This window comes from Microcoleus sp. Pol12B4, from assembly GCF_036701385.1.
Lineage (GTDB): Bacteria > Cyanobacteriota > Cyanobacteriia > Cyanobacteriales > Microcoleaceae > Microcoleus.
This window is the reverse complement of record NZ_JAUBQR010000012.1, coordinates 18859-36919: the sequence shown is the minus strand read 5'-3', so window position 1 is coordinate 36919 and position 18061 is coordinate 18859. Positions and strand designations below refer to the sequence as shown.

Below are 18061 nucleotides of genomic sequence, written 5' to 3'. Positions count from 1 at the left end.
GCCTGGTTGAGAGGATTTCTGGTGCAAGTTTTGAGGGAAGGAATTTAGTCCGAGTAAGTTGCTTCCCCCTGTGCCCTTGACCCCTCACTTCCTGAGTCAGGACTTACGAAAAAAACCCGGTTCCTAGGAGAATATTGCCTATAGCAACGAGACATCTAGGGAGAAACCGAGTTTTTAGCCGTTTGGTGCGTGCAGGAGTGTTAGTGCGATCGGCTAAATTTCGACTAAACTGCGATTAAACTATAGTGACCAGAATATCTTGAGCGTGAGAGTCAACTTTCAGATTTTCTCCTTCATAAACCTGAATAATTTTGCCGTTACCGTCGATGACAAAAGTAACGCGCTTGGCATAATCGCCTTTCTCGACATCGTAAGCTTTGGTAATAGTGCCATCAACATCTGCTAATAGCTGGAAAGGCAAACCGTATTTTTCTGTAAACTTTTGGTGCGATTCCTCGTTGTCTCGGCTGACACCCAGAATTACAAGATCTTTGCCCTTGTATTCTTCATAAGCTGCTTTGAAGCTTTGGGCTTGTCTGGTGCAGCCTGGGGTGTCATCTTTGGGGTAGAAATACAAGATTACGGTTTTACCGGCGAATTCGGAGAGGGAGACGGTGTTGCCGTTGGTGTCTTTGGCGGTAAATTGAGGAGCGGCACAGCCAATTGGTAATGTCATAGTTTGATTTCTCTTGTTTGGTTTTTATTGCAGTTCCTCAATTTATTTTACTTGGTTCTGTGCCTTTTCAAGAGACAATTGCTAAAAATCGCGTGAAGCGAAGCTATCCCGCAGGGAATCGCCCCCAACTCCATGACGTTAAGCTTTACTGCATTTAATTTACACCTAAGACGGGGGCTAAGAGTGCCTGTTACACGCATAGTTTCAATAGACATCTGCTAAAAAGTAGATGTCTAATTGAATGTTCGCGGGTTCTACACACCAACCGGTTGACCAGCAGCGGGCATCATAGACGGATCGATCGCAATTCCTAAACCTGCTGCGACTTGGCGGCCGTAATTCGGATCGGCGCGGAAAAAATGGCACAATTGGCGCATCTGAATCTCCGATTTTGCTGCACTCAAACTTTCCACAATGTTAGCGACAAGCCGCTGCTGTGCGTCGGGTTTCATCAAGCGATAGAGGTCTCCTGCTTGGGTGTAATCGTCATTTCCCTTACGGTGATCGTAGCGATCGACTTTGACATTTCCTAAGTCCCAAGCTGGGTCAGCATAGGCAGAGTTTTGCTTCGCCGCATCCTCGTGGCTGTTGGGTTCGTAGTTGGGCCCGCTACCACCGTTGTTACCCGGTGCCATTGCGCCATCCCGTTGATAGTGCATCACCGGACACTTTGGTTGATTGACGGGCAATTGCTGATAGTTTGCACCGAGACGGTAGCGTTGAGCATCTGGATAAGACATGATGCGAGATTGCAACACTTTGTCTGGAGAGAAGCTAATACCTGGAACGACATTAGAAGGAGAAAATGCCGCCTGTTCCACCTCAGCAAAAAAGTTTTGTGGATTGCGATTGAGTTCAAGAATTCCCACGTCAATTAACGGAAACTCTGAGTGCTTCCACACTTTAGTCAAGTCAAAGGGGTTTTCGCGATACTCTGCGGCTTGTGCCTCGGTCATTACTTGAATGCAAAACCGCCACTTGGGATAATTACCTTGCTCGATCGCCTCAAACAAATCGCGAGTAGCATGATCGGGGTCTTCGCCTTTGATCTGCGTCGCTTCTTCGGCGGTGAAATTATCAATACCTTGCATGGTTTTGAAGTGGAATTTGCACCAAACCCGTTCTCCTTGAGAATTAATTAGGCTGAAGGTATGGCTGCCAAAACCGTCCATGTGGCGGTGGTTTTTCGGCGTACCGCGATCGGAAAACAGAATAGTTATTTGATGCAAAGCTTCTGGACTCAGCGACCAGAAATCCCACTTGGCGTCAGCATCTTTGAGATGCGTTTGGGGATGGCGCTTTTGGGTGTGGATCAAATCAGGGAATTTCAGAGGATCGCGGATGAAGAAAACAGGCGTGTTGTTCCCTACTAAATCCCAGTTTCCTTCTTCGGTGTAGAACTTGATCGAAAAACCTCTGGGGTCACGTTCGGCATCCGCTGAACCTTGTTCGCCGCCTACCGTAGAGAAACGGAGGAGAACCTGAGTTTCTTTGCCAACTTCTGAGAATAGCTGAGCTTTGCTGTAGCGAGTAATGTCATGGGTGACGGTGAACGTGCCAAATGCAGCGGCTCCTTTTGCATGGACAACGCGCTCAGGAATGCGTTCCCGGTTGAAGTGAGCCAGTTTTTCCATCAGGTGAAAATCCTGCATGAGGATAGGCCCGCGTTCACCTGCTGTCAAGGAATTCTGGTTATCTACAACCGGAATTCCGCTAGCGGTTGTTAATGTTTTGTCTTCTGTCATAGTGGGTAATATTGATTGCTGCATCCTCAGTATTGTATACCTTTCTGGGGCCCAGGTGTTTCTGCGGAGGTAATTCTCAGATTGGTGATCGGGTGTTAAATTATTAGTGTGTTTTCAAAATTTGCTGAGCCAATTAAAACTAATTTGCAAATAAAATATGATTGATTTCTACACTGTACTTCTCAGGAAAAGGTCAGACTATTAATTTTTAATTTAGAGAATATATTCGTGGATCAAAGAAATACTCGCAAACAATTTTTTGAAAAAATTAAACAAGCTATTGAGTCATTTTGCGAAGCTTATGACTCAGAGTCAGATCTTTATCTCAACCGTCTTTATATTAATAAATTACACTAATTTCTGACTTTAGAAGATACAGAAGCCTCAGAGACTTATGGACTTAGGAAAGCTTAAGCCTAAAAACCTTCCCTCTTTAAAACCTCAAGCATTAATTAAAATTAACAAAAAAAAAGATGTCTATTTTACCGATAGTGGAAAGAGGATCATCGTTTGTATATGCGTAAAATGGAAGAAAAAAAAGGATTGTTCTGATTGATATGGTGCTGGGGAAATGTCACCGACTTATATGTTGCGGATTTTCCGGCAATTTGGGTTTACAGATCCAGAAATTGATGGAATGATTAGTTAAGTCCGCCTTGATTTGTCAGCCATTAAATGAGCATTTTTACTCGACAAAAATTGACTCATCAATACCCCAATCTTTTAGTTGTGTTGTAACTGATTGGATCGGACAAGCAAGAGCAGTATCAGTAGCAGGTCGTCGAACTGGCTCTTGATTCTGTGATCGAGTAATGCCAATGGTATAACGACTTCCCTGCCCAATGGCAACAACGCGATTTTGCCGATCTAATACGGGACTCCCAGCATTAACTATAACTGAAATTGCAGATATTTGTAACTCTAGATCGTTCTTGTTGATGACTTTTCCTGTTGCAACTGTCCAATCATCATTGGTGTCGTCAGAATATCCAATAATGTGGGTAGGTGAGTGGAGGGGAACAGAGGCTGAGGCTCTGGCTAAAGGCTTAATATCCTTCGGAATGTTCGTGACTTCAAGTAAAGCTAAATCTAGCTGGTCAGAGGCAGCAGTAATTTTAGCAATCTTAGCGGGTTTCCGCTTGCGGAATTCGCCAGATTTCGGTTTACTGTAAAATTCAACTTCGATTTCTGGAGCACTCTGGAGCTTAGTTTTGTCAGTCGTTTTCACCAAGCGCTTGGTCACAATCCAAGCTTTGTTTCCCTGCCGTTTTACTACCCAGCCAGTAACCGACTGTAACTCGGGAGAATTTTTAATAATAACTCGAACAACAGACCGCTTTAATGAAACTAAAGGTTCATCTTTTAAACTGGGTAATCGCTCTGGAATTTCGGAAAGTTGCGGATTTTTACGCATAGCTAAGAGCCTCTCCGTTTCTTTGAGTAATAAATTAACCCTAATATTTTGGAGGGATGCACTTATCCTCTCAGTTAAATTGTTGTCCGCTTGGGTATTTTTGAGGTTGAGTTGAATAGTTTGGCGGTAAGCTGCGATCGCCTCGTCTAATCTTCCCTGTTTATGTAAAATCCAACCTAAATTTTTGTAAGCTTCGGCATCGTTTGGATCTATTTGGATGGCTTGGCGGTAAGCTGCGATCGCTTCCTGTGGTTGGCCTTGGTTGAAAAGCGCATTACCAAGATTGTTATAAGCTTCGGCATAGTTTGAATCTATTTGGATGGCTTGGCGGTAAGCTGCGATCGCTTCTTTTTGCTTGCCTTGGTAGGACAGCGTATTACCAAGTTTGTTGTAAGCCCAAACCCACTGAGGCTTAACTTTGATGGCTTGGCGGTAAGTTGCGATCTCTTCATCTAATTTGCCTTGCAAAAACAGCGCACCACCCAGATTTTTATAAGCTTCGGCAAAGTTTGGAGCGATTTGAATTGCTTGGCGGTAAGCTGCGATTGCTTCATCTGGTTTGCCTTGCAAAAACAGCGCACCACCCAGATTTTCATAAGCTGCGGCAAAGTTTGGATCGATTTGGACGGCTTGGCGGTAAGCTGCGATCGCTTCCTCTGGTTTTCCCTGATCGCTTAAGTGAAAGCCGAGAGTTTGGTAAATACTCGCATCCCAAAAATTAGGTTGAATCGCCTGCCTCAAACTCTCTGTTGCTTCATTTTCTGCATTTTGCTTTTTCTGCACAACCGCTTGAATAATATAAGCAAAAGAAGTGAGGCGATTGGCAAGCAACGGCAGTGTTGCTGCCACGTATAAAAATAAAAAAACTGAGGTTAACTTGGGCAAGAATTTTTGAGGCACTTTCGGTAAAGGCATAATCTTTCTTCCTCTCCAGCGCAGTTAAGTCCATTCTACTTCTTCTCTCAAGCTACCAGCCAGGGTTTCTCTAAACCGGGTGATGGAAAATGCACAAGCCTCAGACAGTTATGAACTCAGAAAATTTTATGCCTAAAAACATTTTTGTTCAACCCCATAACTTTAGTAGATTTTTCACAACTGCACTTTGACTATAAATCTGTAACAATATAAAATATAATACCTATTTCCAGTTTATCTCAATGACTTTTATCCCATCCGAAGCGTTTAAATCTATTAGTTATCCCAGCCGCACTGTCAAAAGAGCCGATCGCGCCGTCCGGTGCAGCCCTTTTCAATTACACTTCTTTCAGACCATCCGCGATAACAGTGTTTTCCTAAGTGCGATCGCCTCAAATTCCGGTGTAGAAAGCGGCTACACTCGATCGCCCGTATCCGAACTCGTAGCCGAAAACTCCCTACTCTGGCTGATCCAAGTCGGCGTGTTGCGGCGGGAAGTAGACGGACAAGGGATTACCGACAGTTTTCGCCTCACGCCCCTAGGTCGTCAACTCGTGGAAAAATGGGAACAGGAAGGACAGGGAGTGCCGGCCGCGTCATTGTGCGATCGTATTGGTAATGCCGTTAGTCGCGGATTGGGAGTATTTCTATGAGGGGTTTTCACTTGCCCTAGTCCGACAGTCCGACAGGAAATGAAATCCCTGTCGGACTCGCCGTCAAACGAGTTAGACCGCGATCGCACCATAGCAGTTTTTGAAGAACCGGGCGATCGCATCCCCGTTCCAACCTTTGCCGAATCCTTCAATCTCACCGTCGGTGAAATGTTCAGTTGGCTGACTGAGTAGCGCCACCTCGATTTATGAATGATTAACCGCAGATGGCGCAGAGGGCGGGGAGGAAGAGAAGAGAGAGCTATCTACGGATTTGTTTCGATCAAATGTGGGTCTATCGCCTATACTAGAATATCTGGTTGTCAGCTCTTCAAGGACGAGAGAGAACTTGCGTTCCTGACTACAAACTTAATTATGATTATTTAACCGGACTTGATATCATCTCTCAAATAACCGCTAACTACTAACAACTAACTACATAAAACGTTTCTCAAAAATGGAAGCTAAATCTTACAAAGACACGGTAAACCTGCCCAAAACCAAGTTTGATATGCGCGCCAACGCCGTCAAGCGCGAACCAGAATTGCAACAATTTTGGGCAGATCAAGAAATCTACGATCGCCTCTCGGAAAATAATCCCGGTGACTTGTTCATCCTCCACGACGGGCCTCCCTACGCCAACGGACAACTCCACATCGGCCACGCCCTCAACAAAATCCTTAAAGACTTTATCAACCGCTACCAAATGCTGCGCGGCAAAAAAGTCCGCTACGTGCCCGGTTGGGATTGTCATGGATTGCCGATCGAACTTAAAGTATTGCAAAACATGAAATCGGACGATCGGCTAAATCTTACGCCGATCGAACTCCGCCGCAAAGCCGCCACCTTCGCGCAGCAAACAATGGAACAGCAGCGCGAATCCTTCCAGCGCTACGGCGTTTGGGGCGACTGGGAACACCCGTATTTAACCCTAAAACCCGAATACGAAGCCGCTCAAATCGGCGTTTTCGGTCAAATGGTGCTCAAAGGCTACATCTACCGCGGCTTCAAACCTGTTCACTGGAGCCCGAGCTCGAAAACAGCCCTCGCCGAAGCCGAATTGGAATATCCCGAAGGCCACACGTCGCGCAGCATCTACGTGGGTTTCCATGTGAAAAAACTGTCAAAATCCCTGCAAACGAAGCTCAAGCGCTATATGCCGAGCCTTTGGGCGGCGATTTGGACGACTACTCCCTGGACAATTCCGGCAAACTTGGCGATCGCAGTTAATCCCGAACTGACTTATGCGGTGGTGGAACCGCCGGCAAATTCCCACATCGCACAACAATTTATGTTAGTAGCTGTCGATGCGGTCGATCGGCTGTCGGCAACTTTTAACACAGAATTAAAAATACTCGCTACCTTCAAAGGCAAAGAATTAGAAGGTTGCAGCTACAAACACCCACTGTTCGATCGCGAAAGTCCAATTGTTGCCGGCGGTGACTACATTACCGCTGATTCTGGTACGGGATTGGTGCACACGGCACCGGGGCACGGACAAGAAGACTTTATCGTTGGAAAACGCTGCGGTTTGCCAGTTTTAACGCCCGTAGATGAAAACGGAAATTTCACCGCAGAAGCCGGACAGTTTGCAGGTTTAAATGTCCTCGGAAACGGCAATGCCGCAGTCATTGATGCCCTTGCCGAAGCAAATTGTTTGATTAAAGAGGAAAGTTACGCTCACTCTTATCCTTACGATTGGCGCACGAAAAAGCCGACCATTTTTCGGGCGACGGAACAGTGGTTTGCTTCCGTTGAAGGGTTCCGAGATGAAGCCTTAAAAGCGATCGCCGATGTGAATTGGATTCCCGCCCAAGGGGAAAATCGGATTACTGCAATGGTTAGCGATCGATCGGATTGGTGTATTTCTCGCCAGCGGACTTGGGGCGTTCCCATTCCCGTATTCTACGACGAAGAAACCAACGAACCGCTGTTAAATGAAGAAACGATCGCCCATGTGCAAGCCATCTTTGCCGAGAAGGGTTCCGATGCTTGGTGGGAATTGTCGATCCCCGAATTACTGCCGGAATCTTACCGCAATAACGGTCGCACTTACCGCAAGGGAACCGACACGATGGATGTGTGGTTTGACTCCGGTTCTTCCTGGGCCGCAGTTGCCAAAGGTCGATCGGAATTAAACTATCCGGCTGATATCTATTTGGAAGGTTCAGACCAGCATCGTGGCTGGTTTCAATCCAGCTTGCTGACCAGTGTAGCAACTAACGGCGTTGCTCCTTACAAAACAGTTTTGACTCACGGTTTTGTGCTAGATGAAAAAGGCCGCAAGATGAGCAAATCTGAAGGCAATGTCGTCGATCCGGCAGTCGTAATTAAGGAATATGGGGCCGATGTTTTGCGGTTGTGGGTATCTTCGGTAGACTACTCTGCCGATGTGCCTTTGGGCAAAAACATTCTCAAACAGCAGTCGGATGTTTACCGCAAAATCCGCAATACAGCTAAGTTTTTGCTGGGCAATTTGCACGACTTCGACCCCGCAAAAGATGCCGTTGCTTACGAGGAATTGCCGGAACTCGACCGCTATATGCTCCACAGAATGGGCGAAGTTTTTGCGGAAGTCCAAGATGCTTTTGAAAGCTTCCAATTTTCCCGATTCTTCCAAACTGTGCAGAATTTTTGCACGGTAGATCTATCGAACTTTTACTTGGATATTGCCAAAGACAGACTTTACATCAGCGCGACAGATACCCTTCGCCGCCGCAGTTGTCAGACGGTGATTGCAATTGCTGTGGAGAATTTAGCAAGGGCGATCGCACCTGTGTTGTGTCACATGGCTGAGGATATTTGGCAGTACCTTCCCTATCCGACTCCCTACAAGTCTGTCTTTGAAGCCGGCTGGGTGCAAATTGATGCTTCATGGCACAATCCAGAATTGGCTACTCGCTGGCAGTATTTGCGACAAGTACGCGGCGAAGTTAACAAAGTTTTGGAAAAAGCCCGGATGGAAAAGGCGATCGGTTCTTCTTTGGAAGCTAAGGTTTTGGTGTACGTTCCCGATGTTGAGAAAAGAGAGCAATTGCAAGCTTTGAATCCCAGCAGCGAAGAATTAGTGGATTATGTGCGATCGCAAAATTCCGTCATCGAGTTAGCGGCCCAGGAGAAAGCAAAAGCAGCACAAGATAAACAGGAAGAACAAGCAGCAAAAGTTGCCAAAGTCTTGACAGAAAACACAGTTTATGTTGAGGCGGAAACGAGAGAAAAGGGCGATCGAGTTTCTGAGATCGTACAGTATTCCGCTCCTGAACTGTCGGCTTCAAATTCGCAGCCAATCTTAGATCAAGCCGCCCAGTTTGTAGCTAATTTGCCTGACTACGCGGGCAACTTTTTTACAGAATACCAAAAAGTTGTGGTAACACTTGGGCTGTTAGCCTCTGTGTTAGTAACGGGCCGAGTAACGCTGGCGATTTTGGATACGATGAATCAGATTCCGCTTTTGGGAGGCTTATTGGAAGTCGTCGGCATCTTATTTACAATCTGGTTTGCTTTCCGTCACTTGCTGTTTGCCGCCAACCGTCAAAAAATTGCAGAACAAATTGATTTCTTGACAGCAGATGTGGTGGGCCGGAGTACAGCGCTTGTACTTGCACAAACAAAGGCGATCGTCCTCGCACCGGCTTTAGATACAGCGCTTGTGCTTGTAGAAACACAGGCGATCACACAAACAGCCCCAGCCGAAAAAGTGTTTGTAGAAACACCCGACATCCCGCAAGCAGAATTAGTGGCGATCGAACCCAAACCAGAACTTCCTGCTGAAATAGCTGTAACGCACGATTCTACAATGACCGGCAACGGTGTAGATGAATTGCGCTATTTGTTCATCACTTCGGAAGTGGAACTGGTAGAATCGAATGCAATCCTGCAGGAATTGCCGTACAGTTATCAGTCTCCAGAGTTGGCGATTGGTGTAGTGAAAGCAGACGGGGAAAAGTGCGATCGCTGCTGGAACTACTCTACTCACGTTGGGGAGTCGATCGAACATCCGCTAATTTGCGAACGCTGCGTTTCAGCAGTAGACCACAAATTCTAACGTAGGCTGCGCTTCGGGAAAAATTCTTGAGTTTGTGTTAGCCACATTCACTCCGAAGCGCACCTTACAATAGCTTCATTTACTTATTTCTGCTTAAAAAAACGGCAGACTATTTCACCAGGGTTGTTTTGTCCAAACGCCAAAACAGTTCCATCTTTCTTAACTGTAGTGCGATCGCGGCAATTGTAGACTTCCAGAGGCTGTTTAACTCTATCAACACTCAGAATTACCCTGTATTCCCAATAATTTTTTGCACTGCGTTTGATCTCGACAATGCAAATCTCGCTTCCTCGATCGTGGCGGCATACAGATGCCTCAGCAGGAAGCGCGACCCAGAAAAAAAATATTAATAGCAAAAAGTAGCAAACACATTTCATCATCTGCGATCGCCTTTTCCTTTACGCTACTCCGAACCCAGTATGCGGACGCTTGTAAGGTGGATGCAACCCCAACACAATATCCTCCTCAGACACTCCCATCTCCACAAATTCCCGTGCAATATCCACTTCTGTCATATTGCGCTGAATCCAAATTTTGCCATCCTGGATATCCAAATGAATGAAACATTTGTATATCCGCTTTAGTCCCTCCCAGCCAACATCTAGTAACTGATAGTGGTCATGTTCCCTATCAAAAACAAGCTGGCATTCAACTTCTGAATTAGGCTTTTCTATCGTTGCTTGTTGAGTTAGCAATTTGCGGATACACTGGCGGTAATGCTCTACTCTTTCCATTCCCCAATTACCTTTTTTTACAGCATCGTAAAATAAAACTCTAGCAGCCATTTCTATCTAATACAGCTTTTATATTTATCTTATACCAATTGGACCGCGCAAGCTGCTGCGATCGCCCTCAAGTGGCGACATCATAAGATAGCTGAACCATACCAGAACTGTATGTCTGACATCCAGTTAACTGCAAAGCTGTAGTATTTATGGGATTAACAAATAAAGGGATTCCCTCGCCTAAAATAATCGGGTGTACCGACAGAATCACTTCGTTGACAAAGTTTTGATTGAGGAAATCGCGAATCAGCAGAGAACCTCCCACCAACCAAATATTCTTGCCTTCAAGCAAGCGCAATTCATTGACAAAACTCTCTAAACCTGTTACCACTTCGACATCAGAAGTGGCTTGAAAATCTAGATTATTCGTAAAAACATAACTCTTTTTTTCCTGGTATGGATACTCGCCAAAAGTTAGAACTTGTTCGTAAGTTTTCCGACCCATGAGAACCGTATCGGTGCTATCTAAGAATTTAGTATAACCGTAATTTTGGTCTGTAAATAGCCAGTCAATATCGCCATTCGAGCGAGCGATATAACCGTCCAGACTAGATGCAATGAATAGTACAATTTTCCGCATGGCAACACCTAGATAAATGCTCTACAGATACTTTATAATACTATAGGGGCTTTCAGTGGTCGAGATGTACATTTTGATAATTTGTAATTTATCGGCTGTATCCCACCTATGTTGCCATCGCCCTTGTCACTTCCAAAAACTCCCGCAAAATCGGCGAATTATCGTCGGCCCTCCATACCGCTGCCATCGGAACAGTTGGCGTAGATTCCGCAATACTTTTATAAATAACGCCCTTCCGTTGAATATTTTGAGCATTGGCCGGCAGCAAAGCAATTCCCATGTCGCCCGCGACTAAGCCGAGTATGGTCAGCATCATTGTTCCTTCTTGAATAACATTAGGATAAAAACCAAATTGCTGGCACAAATGTTCTATTTGTTCTGACAAACCGGGGGCGAATTGACGAGAGGGAAGAATAAACGCTTCCTGTGCAAGTTCTTTTAAAGAAACTTGAATTTCATTAACTAACCGATGATTTTCTGGTAGTGCCGCAATCAAAGGTTCTTGCCAAATCGTCACTGAACATAAATCTGATTCTTCAACCATTGATGACATTAAATGGAAAAACCCAACATCCAAATGCCGATCGCGCAGTGCTTGCAATTGCAGCGATGTTGCTAACTCCCGCCAAGTCAGTTCCACTTTGGGAAAGCGATCGCGATAAACTCGCAAAATATCAGGCAACAAACAGTTTGCCATAGAACTGTTAAAACCCACAATCAAACGCCCGATTTCTCCCCGACTGGCGCGTTTTGCGGTTTTGACCGCATTGTCCACTTGCGCGAGTACCAAACGAGTTTCTTCTAAAAAAACCTGTCCTGCCCACGTTAACTGAATGGGTTGCTTGGTACGATCGAACAACTGCACCTCAATCTCGTCTTCCAGCGCCCGAATTTGCTGGCTGAGAGGAGGTTGCGCCATGTGCAAACGTTTCGCAGCGCGACTGAAGTTCAACTCTTCTGCTACTGCAATGAAATACCGCAAATGTCGAAGTTCCATTAATTAGCTACTACTATATCTTTTATATATACCTTACTACTTAATCCAATATTGGACATATACTAAGACCTTAGCTAATCTGGATAGTAAGACCTTATTAATCTCAAGTCAATAGACTGCGATAGATCTTGCTGCCCTTGGGATAGGAAGTTATTTGTTTATGAATCAAATTAAACGTGTTGCCATAGTGGGAGGAACCCACGGAAACGAACTCACAGGAATTTACCTTGTGAAGAAATTCGATCGCGCGCCAGAGTTAATTGGGCGATCGACTTTTGAAACTATCACCCTGCTAGCCAATCCCAAAGCTTGCCAAATCGGGACACGCTACATCGATATCGACCTCAACCGCTGCTTTCGACAGGAAGATTTAGAAAATCCCCATCTCTCCAGCTATGAAGCGCAGCGGGCGAAAGAAATTTACGGTATTTTTACCTCAAAAAACACTCATCTGCCCAACTTAATTATCGATTTGCACAGCACCACATCCAACATGGGGCTAACATTTATTCTCGCCAGCCATCATCCATTTAACCTGCAACTAGCAGCTTATTTAACCTCTGTATATCCCTACCTGAAGATACTCGCTTCTACAACCAAGAATCATGATAGTCCTTTGCTGCGATCGCTTTCCGAATTAGGCGGTACGCTGGAAGTTGGTGCAGTGCCGCAAGGCGTCTTGGATGCGTCTTTATTTCAGCAAACAGAGCAAGTTGTCAGCCTAATTTTAGACTGCGTAGAAGCCTACAATCAAGGCACAATGCCTGCTGCAAAGAATCCCCTGACTATTTATCACACCATTGGGGCGATCGACTATCCCAGAAACGAGAACAGAGAAATTCAGGCAATGATTCATCCTCATCTGCAATCCAGAGATTATCAAGCCCTAAATCCCGGCGAACCGATGTTTTTGACCTTTGATGGTAAGTCGGTATTGTATGAAGGTAAATCAACCATTTATCCAATTTTCATTAACGAGGCGGCTTACTACGAAAAAGGAATTGCCATGTGTTTTACACAAAAGCAAATAGTCAGTATTGAGTAGAAAATTCAAAATTATTCTCTAGGATTGCCCTGTGACAAAAACTCCTCTTTAGAAGCCGTAGTCAAAGAACGCAATTCCTTCCATATTTCCAAAGTGATAATACAGGTAATTAGCCACACCAAACCAGCCGTATAACCAGCAATAACATCGGTAGGCCAGTGAACTCCTAGGTAAAGCCGGCTCAAACCAATAGCAGCAATTAATACAACTGTCAAGCCGTAAATCGACCAGCGCTGCTTGGGAAAGCGTGCACCCAAAAAATATCCTAGCAAACCGTAAATAACCATTGAAATCATTGCGTGTCCGCTAGGAAAACTGTAAAATGTTACATTAACAATGTGCTCCCAAAGTTGAGGTCGATCACGGGCAAAAAGTTTTTTTAACAGTAAATTTAAACCGATCGCTCCCCCACCGGCGAACGCAATAGTTGCAGCTTCCGAGCGGTGATTGCGCCCTAGCAAAATAATACCCAAAATCAGACAAATCACTAGCAGCAACTTCGGCTCGCCCAAAAAGGTAAATCCCAGCATTATTTGATCGCGCAGCGGAGTGTGCAATTTCCTCAGAGCTAGTAAAATAGAGCTATCGAAAGCGTAACTTTCTTTTTCCAACACGTCTTCGGCAATAGTGGCAAATCCCCACATCCCCAAAGCAGCAACAGCAAGCCCGGCTAGCCGAATTATCGTAATGAGCGATCGAATTTTAGAGCGCATTTTTTAAGTAATTTAAACTTTTAAAAGTTTCAACTGAAAATAATACAACAACTATCGGAAACGAAAACACCTTACCGATCGTCAAGATTCTTGAGCAACTTTATTCTGAATCATTAATTGATTTTTCACTACCCACCTCAGCTTGTACATCCAACCGGCGAATGACTATACTATCAAAAAAATACATTTCTGCAATTTTGTTGACCTTTGGGTTGACAAGTCTTTCTAGTTGTGCTAATGACAGCGGAGTAAGTGCCCCGATCGCGGAAGCCCACACGATCGCCCAGCGTCTAGTTTCGACCGCAGTCGCGCAAAAGCCCAACAACCCGCAATTCGGCAAGCCGATCGACTGTACCCTAGGAAAAGACTGTTTTGTATTGCTGTATTTCGATCGAGAACCCGGCCCCACCGCCGTCGATTTTGGCTGCGGGCGCCAAACCTACGACGGCCACGACGGCACAGATTTTGCCATTCCCGACGCCAAAGCAATGGCAAAAGGAGTTCCAGTTATTGCCTCCGCTGCAGGCAAAGTTTTGCGAGCACGAGATGGTGTGGTGGATCGGCGTTTACAGAACGATACAGACAAAGCCAGCATCGCAGGCACAGAATGCGGCAACGGCATGGTAATCGACCACGGCGGTGGTTGGGAAGCCCAATACTGCCACCTCCGCAAAGGCAGCGTTGCCGTTAAACCCGGTACACAGGTACAAAAAGGAACAGTTTTGGGCATGGTGGGAAACTCTGGGATGGCATCTTTCCCCCACGTACACGTAACTTTTCGGTATCAAGGCAAACCCGTAGATCCCTTTGTCGGGCCCGACGCGAAGGTAGGCTGCAACATCGCCCGCAATCCCATTTGGGACAAGCCTCTAGACTATATTTCCACAGGTTTAATTCGGGCCGGTTTTGCCAATAAGCCACCCGATATCAACGCTGTCTGGGAAGGACAATTTTCCGAGACTCAACTCTCTGCAAACAGTCCAGCTTTGTTGTTTTGGGTGCAAAGTTACGGAGTTCTCAAGGGCGATCGCGAACAATACAAATTATTAGCCCCCAACGGCACCACCATCGCCGATCAGACCAATGAAATTAAAGCCCCCAGCCGCACTTGGTTGGGTTATGTCGGCAAAAAAAACAGTACAAACTCTCCTCTGACTCCCGGAGTTTGGCGGGCCGAATATCGGTTGATGCGGGGCGATCGAGTTTTGGCAGAAGCCAAGCGAGAAGTTGAGTTGCGTTAGTCCGTTGATTGTTGACTGTTGACTGTTGTCAGTAGGGAAAAGTAAAAAATATTAAAAATAGGACACTCTTCCGAAAGTTATTTCAGCAGCCACCCAAATAATTCTCCGACACTCAACCGCAGTTCGCTAGCGAAGGACGGCACCGGTAGCAGCATTTCTGGTTCATCAAATACCGCTGTCTGTTGCTGGGGAACATAAACAAAAACGCATTGTTCGTCGGGATCGATCAGCCAGCCCATTTGAGTTTGATGATTTAAGCAGTGCAGAATATTTTTAGTAACTTTAGTTTGACTTTGGTCAGGCGACAAAATCTCAATTGTCCAATCAGGAGCTATGGGAAAGACATTAGCAATTTCGCCGTTATCATCGGCGGGAATTCTGTTCCAGACAAATACTGAAATATCAGGCACTGTTGACCTTCCGCCAAAGGTACACCGGAGTTCGGGAAATGCTCGTGCAACTTTTTTGGGTTTTAATATAGCGTTAATGAAAATAATTAGTTCACATTGAGTCGCACTGTGTTTCCCTTGTGGCATTGGCTTCTGAATAATTTGATTGTCAATGTATTCGCTGGCAGGTTTGGTTTCGGGTAGTTGGAGAAACTCTTCTAAAGTTAAGGATTTTAATCTTGTTTGTACCATTTTAACTTCACCTCTAATGAAGTAGATCTTTTAGCAGCAGTCTAGTCTAAGGCAAATTGTTCCAAGCTTGAGCAACAATGTCGCTCAGCCATAGCCTCTGAGCAAAATCCAGCAGATTGTCGTCGGCGAGTAGCTCAGCCTTCAATTCATCCAAAGACTGAGATCGCGATCGAGCTATTTGAATGACACCCGCGATCGCCGACGCCACCAATTCTTCATTCAGCGGCTGCTGTCGCAAAGCAATCATTTCTTGAGGATTCGTAGGAATGGGATAATTCATAGAAGTGCATACCAAAGGGAGTAGATATTAAGCCACTGCTGGCCAACCGAGAGCAAGAGCAATCGAAAACCTAAAAATCTGAGAACATTGTAAACTTATTTAAAACTCAATAAGTATTCGGGAGTATAGCCTACTTTGCTCCCTTGTCAACTCCCCCATCTTTATTAATTTATTCAGAATTGAGAGCCTAATCATGCAAGAAATTCTTTATCTAGAAGTCCCGACACCGGATACAGCAGCCGTCTGCACTTGGTTGCAGCACGAATTCGATCCCGGAATCGGAGAAAAAATTATTACTGCTGACGGCTTTCGACTGCTTTCACCAGCCACAACAGCCGAGGTTCTCAAGTCTGGAACTCAAAAGGCCAATCCAAAACCCGCATTGGCTGACACCAATTCAGGAAACCAAAATTGGCGATCGACAGAACTTTCCACCTTTGTCTGGTCACTGCAACGCACCACTTATTTAAAAGTCTTTCGTGTAGAAGAGGCGCCTGCGGGAGAAAAAAAGTTCCTGGAAGCTCTGAATCTTGCTGTGAGAAACAAGTTTCCCGATCGCTACCGGGAACCCCCTGTCATAGACCTCTCCAAACAGTCAATTTTTGAGGCTCTTGCCCCCTATTACCCCCTCACTGTCAAATACTTCCAAAAAATGCCTCAAGGCGAATACGACCTCAAGCGCGTCTACTGGTGGGAACAGCGTTGGCGTGAAGGCACTAGCAATCCTCAAAAGCCAAAACAAGTAGTGTTTTTGAAGGAACAGGGAACAGGGAAGAAGGCAGAAGACACGATTTTGATGTCTGATTCTGGCGATACTTTTTACGACTTAATTTATATTGGCGGGGCCTTGGGAGTGATTCACGCCGCAGTCATGGCGAGATTAGGCTACCGGGTGCTGCTAGTTGAACGAATGCCTTTCGGGCGAATGAATCGCGAGTGGAATATTTCACGGGACGAAATTCAAAGCTTAATTGATTTGGGTTTATTTACTGCAGCAGAAATAGAAACTTTGATTGCCCGAGAATACAAAGATGGCTACAACAAGTTTTTTGATGCTAACAATCCACCCGTAGCTAAAGCGCCAGTCCTGCACACACCAAAGGTACTAAATGTAGCTTTGGACGGGGAGAAATTGCTGAATTTAGCGGGAGTTAAGCTAACAGAAGCTGGTGGAGAAATCTGGGACGAAACTGAGTTTATCAGAGCCGATGTTGAAGCAGAAAAAGTAGTAGTTCAAGGCCGCCACTTGCCGACCAAAGCCGATCGCACTGCATTAGGACGGCTGTTGGTGGATGCCATGGGTTCTGCTTCTCCGATCGCTTGGCAATTGAACGAAGGGCGGACTTTTGACAGCGTTTGTCCGACAGTGGGGGCAGTCATCGACGGAGGATTTGAGCCGGGAGTATGGGATTCCGATTACGGGGATGTACTCTACACTCACGGGGACATTTCCCGTGGCCGCCAGCTCATTTGGGAGTTGTTTCCCGGCGCGGGCACAGAATTAACAGTTTATCTATTTCACTACCACCAAGTACATCCCGATAATCCCGGTTCTTTGCTGGAAATGTACGAGGATTTTTTCGCAATTTTGCCGGAATACCGTCGCTGCGATGTCGATAAATTAGTGTGGAAAAAACCGACCTTTGGTTATATTCCTGGGCATTTTAGCAGTAACAGCGGCGATCGCTCCGTGGCGATCGATCGCCTAATCTCGATCGGCGACGCAGCATCCTTGCAATCTCCCCTTGTTTTCACCGGCTTCGGCTCCCTCGTCCGCAATCTTTTTCGCTTAACAGACCTGTTGGATACAGCATTAAAGCACAATTTGTTGACGGCAAATCACTTAAACCAAATTCGCGCCTACCAGAGCAATGTGTCAGTAACTTGGCTATTTTCTAAAGGGATGATGGTTCCTACCGGGAGCAGTTTGCCACCCCAAAGAATTAATTCAATTCTCAATACCTTTTTCGGTATTTTGGCAGCACAAAAACTCGCCGTAGCCGAAACTTTTATTAAAGACAGAACTGACTGGCTAACTTTCAATCGACTGGCGATCGAAGCAGCCGGAAAAAACCCTTCTCTCCTTTTGTGGATTTTAGATTTTGTCACCTTGGGGGATATTTGGCGCTGGCTGGGAAGTTACTTGAATTTTACTCTGCTGGCTTTGGCCAGTTTGCTATTCGGATGGCTTCCCAGCTTCGCCCGCAAGGTACAGCCTTGGTTGGAACCCCGGTATCCTGCTGTTTGGCTGTGGCTGTTGGCTACCAGCTATGCTCTCACCTACGGCATGGGAAAGGGGAGAAAAGAGTGTTGAGTTTTGAGTGTTGACTCAAA

Annotated in this window: 16 protein-coding genes; 6 read left to right on the top strand and 10 right to left on the bottom strand. The window is 45.7% G+C overall.

Annotated elements, in window-relative coordinates; all coding sequences use genetic code 11:
• Window positions 1–235: 235 nt before the first annotated feature.
• The 3 genes from QUA38_RS03430 to QUA38_RS03420 all read right to left on the bottom strand — a co-directional run bounded on the left by QUA38_RS03430 (window position 236) and on the right by QUA38_RS03420 (window position 4750).
• The gene (locus QUA38_RS03430) at window positions 236–676 is read right to left on the bottom strand and encodes a peroxiredoxin (RefSeq protein ID WP_333159204.1); all 441 of its coding nucleotides are present in this window, start codon (window positions 674–676) and stop codon (window positions 236–238) included.
• Window positions 677–930: 254 nt separating this feature from the next.
• Entirely contained in the window at window positions 931–2421 is a 1491-nt protein-coding gene (locus QUA38_RS03425) for a catalase (RefSeq protein WP_333159202.1), read from the bottom strand.
• Window positions 2422–3106: 685 nt separating this feature from the next.
• Complete coding sequence (locus QUA38_RS03420) at window positions 3107–4750, bottom strand: tetratricopeptide repeat protein (RefSeq protein ID WP_333159199.1); 1644 nt, start codon at window positions 4748–4750, stop codon at window positions 3107–3109.
• A 242-nt stretch (window positions 4751–4992) separates the two neighbouring features.
• Between QUA38_RS03420 and QUA38_RS03415 the strand changes: the two genes are divergently transcribed.
• The 3 genes from QUA38_RS03415 to ileS all read left to right on the top strand — a co-directional run bounded on the left by QUA38_RS03415 (window position 4993) and on the right by ileS (window position 9445).
• A complete protein-coding gene (locus tag QUA38_RS03415) occupies window positions 4993–5403 on the top strand; it encodes an Npun_F0494 family protein (protein WP_333159198.1) in 411 nt (136 codons plus the stop codon).
• A gap of 39 nt (window positions 5404–5442) precedes the next feature.
• A complete protein-coding gene (locus QUA38_RS03410; protein WP_333159196.1) occupies window positions 5443–5595 on the top strand; it encodes a hypothetical protein in 153 nt (50 codons plus the stop codon).
• 262 nt (window positions 5596–5857) lie between these two features.
• A complete protein-coding gene (gene ileS / locus QUA38_RS03405) occupies window positions 5858–9445 on the top strand; it encodes an isoleucine--tRNA ligase (RefSeq protein WP_333159194.1) in 3588 nt (1195 codons plus the stop codon).
• Between the two features lie 83 nt (window positions 9446–9528).
• Here the strand turns inward: ileS and QUA38_RS03400 are convergent, their stop codons facing one another.
• The 4 genes from QUA38_RS03400 to QUA38_RS03385 all read right to left on the bottom strand — a co-directional run bounded on the left by QUA38_RS03400 (window position 9529) and on the right by QUA38_RS03385 (window position 11807).
• Window positions 9529–9825: a hypothetical protein gene (locus QUA38_RS03400; protein ID WP_333159191.1), complete on the bottom strand. Its 297-nt coding sequence runs from the start codon at window positions 9823–9825 to the stop codon at window positions 9529–9531.
• Window positions 9826–9843: 18 nt separating this feature from the next.
• Window positions 9844–10179, bottom strand: a complete 336-nt coding sequence (locus tag QUA38_RS03395; RefSeq protein ID WP_333159222.1) for a XisI protein — start codon at window positions 10177–10179, stop codon at window positions 9844–9846.
• A 118-nt stretch (window positions 10180–10297) separates the two neighbouring features.
• Window positions 10298–10810, bottom strand: coding sequence for a dihydrofolate reductase family protein (locus QUA38_RS03390; protein ID WP_333159189.1), 513 nt, complete (start codon window positions 10808–10810; stop codon window positions 10298–10300).
• A gap of 106 nt (window positions 10811–10916) precedes the next feature.
• The gene (locus tag QUA38_RS03385) at window positions 10917–11807 is read right to left on the bottom strand and encodes a LysR substrate-binding domain-containing protein (protein ID WP_333159187.1); all 891 of its coding nucleotides are present in this window, start codon (window positions 11805–11807) and stop codon (window positions 10917–10919) included.
• A 160-nt stretch (window positions 11808–11967) separates the two neighbouring features.
• Between QUA38_RS03385 and QUA38_RS03380 the strand changes: the two genes are divergently transcribed.
• Window positions 11968–12852 (top strand): aspartoacylase, encoded by an 885-nt coding sequence (locus QUA38_RS03380; RefSeq protein WP_333159185.1) that lies wholly within the window; start codon window positions 11968–11970, stop codon window positions 12850–12852.
• Between the two features lie 11 nt (window positions 12853–12863).
• Here QUA38_RS03380 and QUA38_RS03375 read toward each other — a convergent pair whose 3' ends face one another.
• The gene (locus QUA38_RS03375) at window positions 12864–13565 is read right to left on the bottom strand and encodes a phosphatase PAP2 family protein (RefSeq protein ID WP_333159183.1); all 702 of its coding nucleotides are present in this window, start codon (window positions 13563–13565) and stop codon (window positions 12864–12866) included.
• A 161-nt stretch (window positions 13566–13726) separates the two neighbouring features.
• On the opposite strand from QUA38_RS03375, the gene QUA38_RS03370 reads away from it, so the two are divergent.
• Window positions 13727–14806: a M23 family metallopeptidase gene (locus QUA38_RS03370; protein WP_333159181.1), complete on the top strand. Its 1080-nt coding sequence runs from the start codon at window positions 13727–13729 to the stop codon at window positions 14804–14806.
• Window positions 14807–14883: 77 nt separating this feature from the next.
• Here the strand turns inward: QUA38_RS03370 and QUA38_RS03365 are convergent, their stop codons facing one another.
• Window positions 14884–15447 carry a Uma2 family endonuclease gene (locus tag QUA38_RS03365; protein WP_333159179.1) on the bottom strand — a complete coding sequence of 188 codons (564 nt, stop codon included), beginning with the start codon at window positions 15445–15447 and terminating at the stop codon, window positions 14884–14886.
• Between the two features lie 46 nt (window positions 15448–15493).
• Window positions 15494–15727 carry a hypothetical protein gene (locus tag QUA38_RS03360; protein WP_333159177.1) on the bottom strand — a complete coding sequence of 78 codons (234 nt, stop codon included), beginning with the start codon at window positions 15725–15727 and terminating at the stop codon, window positions 15494–15496.
• A 193-nt stretch (window positions 15728–15920) separates the two neighbouring features.
• Here QUA38_RS03360 and QUA38_RS03355 point away from each other — a divergent pair, with 193 nt between their 5' ends.
• A complete protein-coding gene (locus QUA38_RS03355) occupies window positions 15921–18041 on the top strand; it encodes a flavin-dependent dehydrogenase (protein ID WP_333096120.1) in 2121 nt (706 codons plus the stop codon).
• Window positions 18042–18061 lie beyond the last annotated feature (20 nt).

Excerpts from the sequence above, each read along its gene's own strand:
- QUA38_RS03415 (WP_333159198.1), top strand. The coding sequence starts at position 4,993 with ATGACTTTTATCCCATCCGAAGCGTTTAAATCTATTAGTTATCCCAGC.
- QUA38_RS03400 (WP_333159191.1), bottom strand. The coding sequence starts at position 9,825 with ATGATGAAATGTGTTTGCTACTTTTTGCTATTAATATTTTTTTTCTGG.
- QUA38_RS03365 (WP_333159179.1), bottom strand. The coding sequence starts at position 15,447 with ATGGTACAAACAAGATTAAAATCCTTAACTTTAGAAGAGTTTCTCCAA.
- QUA38_RS03380 (WP_333159185.1), top strand. The coding sequence starts at position 11,968 with ATGAATCAAATTAAACGTGTTGCCATAGTGGGAGGAACCCACGGAAAC.
- QUA38_RS03360 (WP_333159177.1), bottom strand. The coding sequence starts at position 15,727 with ATGAATTATCCCATTCCTACGAATCCTCAAGAAATGATTGCTTTGCGA.
- QUA38_RS03385 (WP_333159187.1), bottom strand. The coding sequence starts at position 11,807 with ATGGAACTTCGACATTTGCGGTATTTCATTGCAGTAGCAGAAGAGTTG.
- QUA38_RS03355 (WP_333096120.1), top strand. The coding sequence starts at position 15,921 with ATGCAAGAAATTCTTTATCTAGAAGTCCCGACACCGGATACAGCAGCC.
- QUA38_RS03390 (WP_333159189.1), bottom strand. The coding sequence starts at position 10,810 with ATGCGGAAAATTGTACTATTCATTGCATCTAGTCTGGACGGTTATATC.
- QUA38_RS03370 (WP_333159181.1), top strand. The coding sequence starts at position 13,727 with ATGACTATACTATCAAAAAAATACATTTCTGCAATTTTGTTGACCTTT.
- QUA38_RS03375 (WP_333159183.1), bottom strand. The coding sequence starts at position 13,565 with ATGCGCTCTAAAATTCGATCGCTCATTACGATAATTCGGCTAGCCGGG.
- QUA38_RS03430 (WP_333159204.1), bottom strand. The coding sequence starts at position 676 with ATGACATTACCAATTGGCTGTGCCGCTCCTCAATTTACCGCCAAAGAC.
- QUA38_RS03395 (WP_333159222.1), bottom strand. The coding sequence starts at position 10,179 with ATGGAAAGAGTAGAGCATTACCGCCAGTGTATCCGCAAATTGCTAACT.
- QUA38_RS03410 (WP_333159196.1), top strand. The coding sequence starts at position 5,443 with ATGAAATCCCTGTCGGACTCGCCGTCAAACGAGTTAGACCGCGATCGC.
- ileS (WP_333159194.1), top strand. The coding sequence starts at position 5,858 with ATGGAAGCTAAATCTTACAAAGACACGGTAAACCTGCCCAAAACCAAG.
- QUA38_RS03420 (WP_333159199.1), bottom strand. The coding sequence starts at position 4,750 with ATGCCTTTACCGAAAGTGCCTCAAAAATTCTTGCCCAAGTTAACCTCA.
- QUA38_RS03425 (WP_333159202.1), bottom strand. The coding sequence starts at position 2,421 with ATGACAGAAGACAAAACATTAACAACCGCTAGCGGAATTCCGGTTGTA.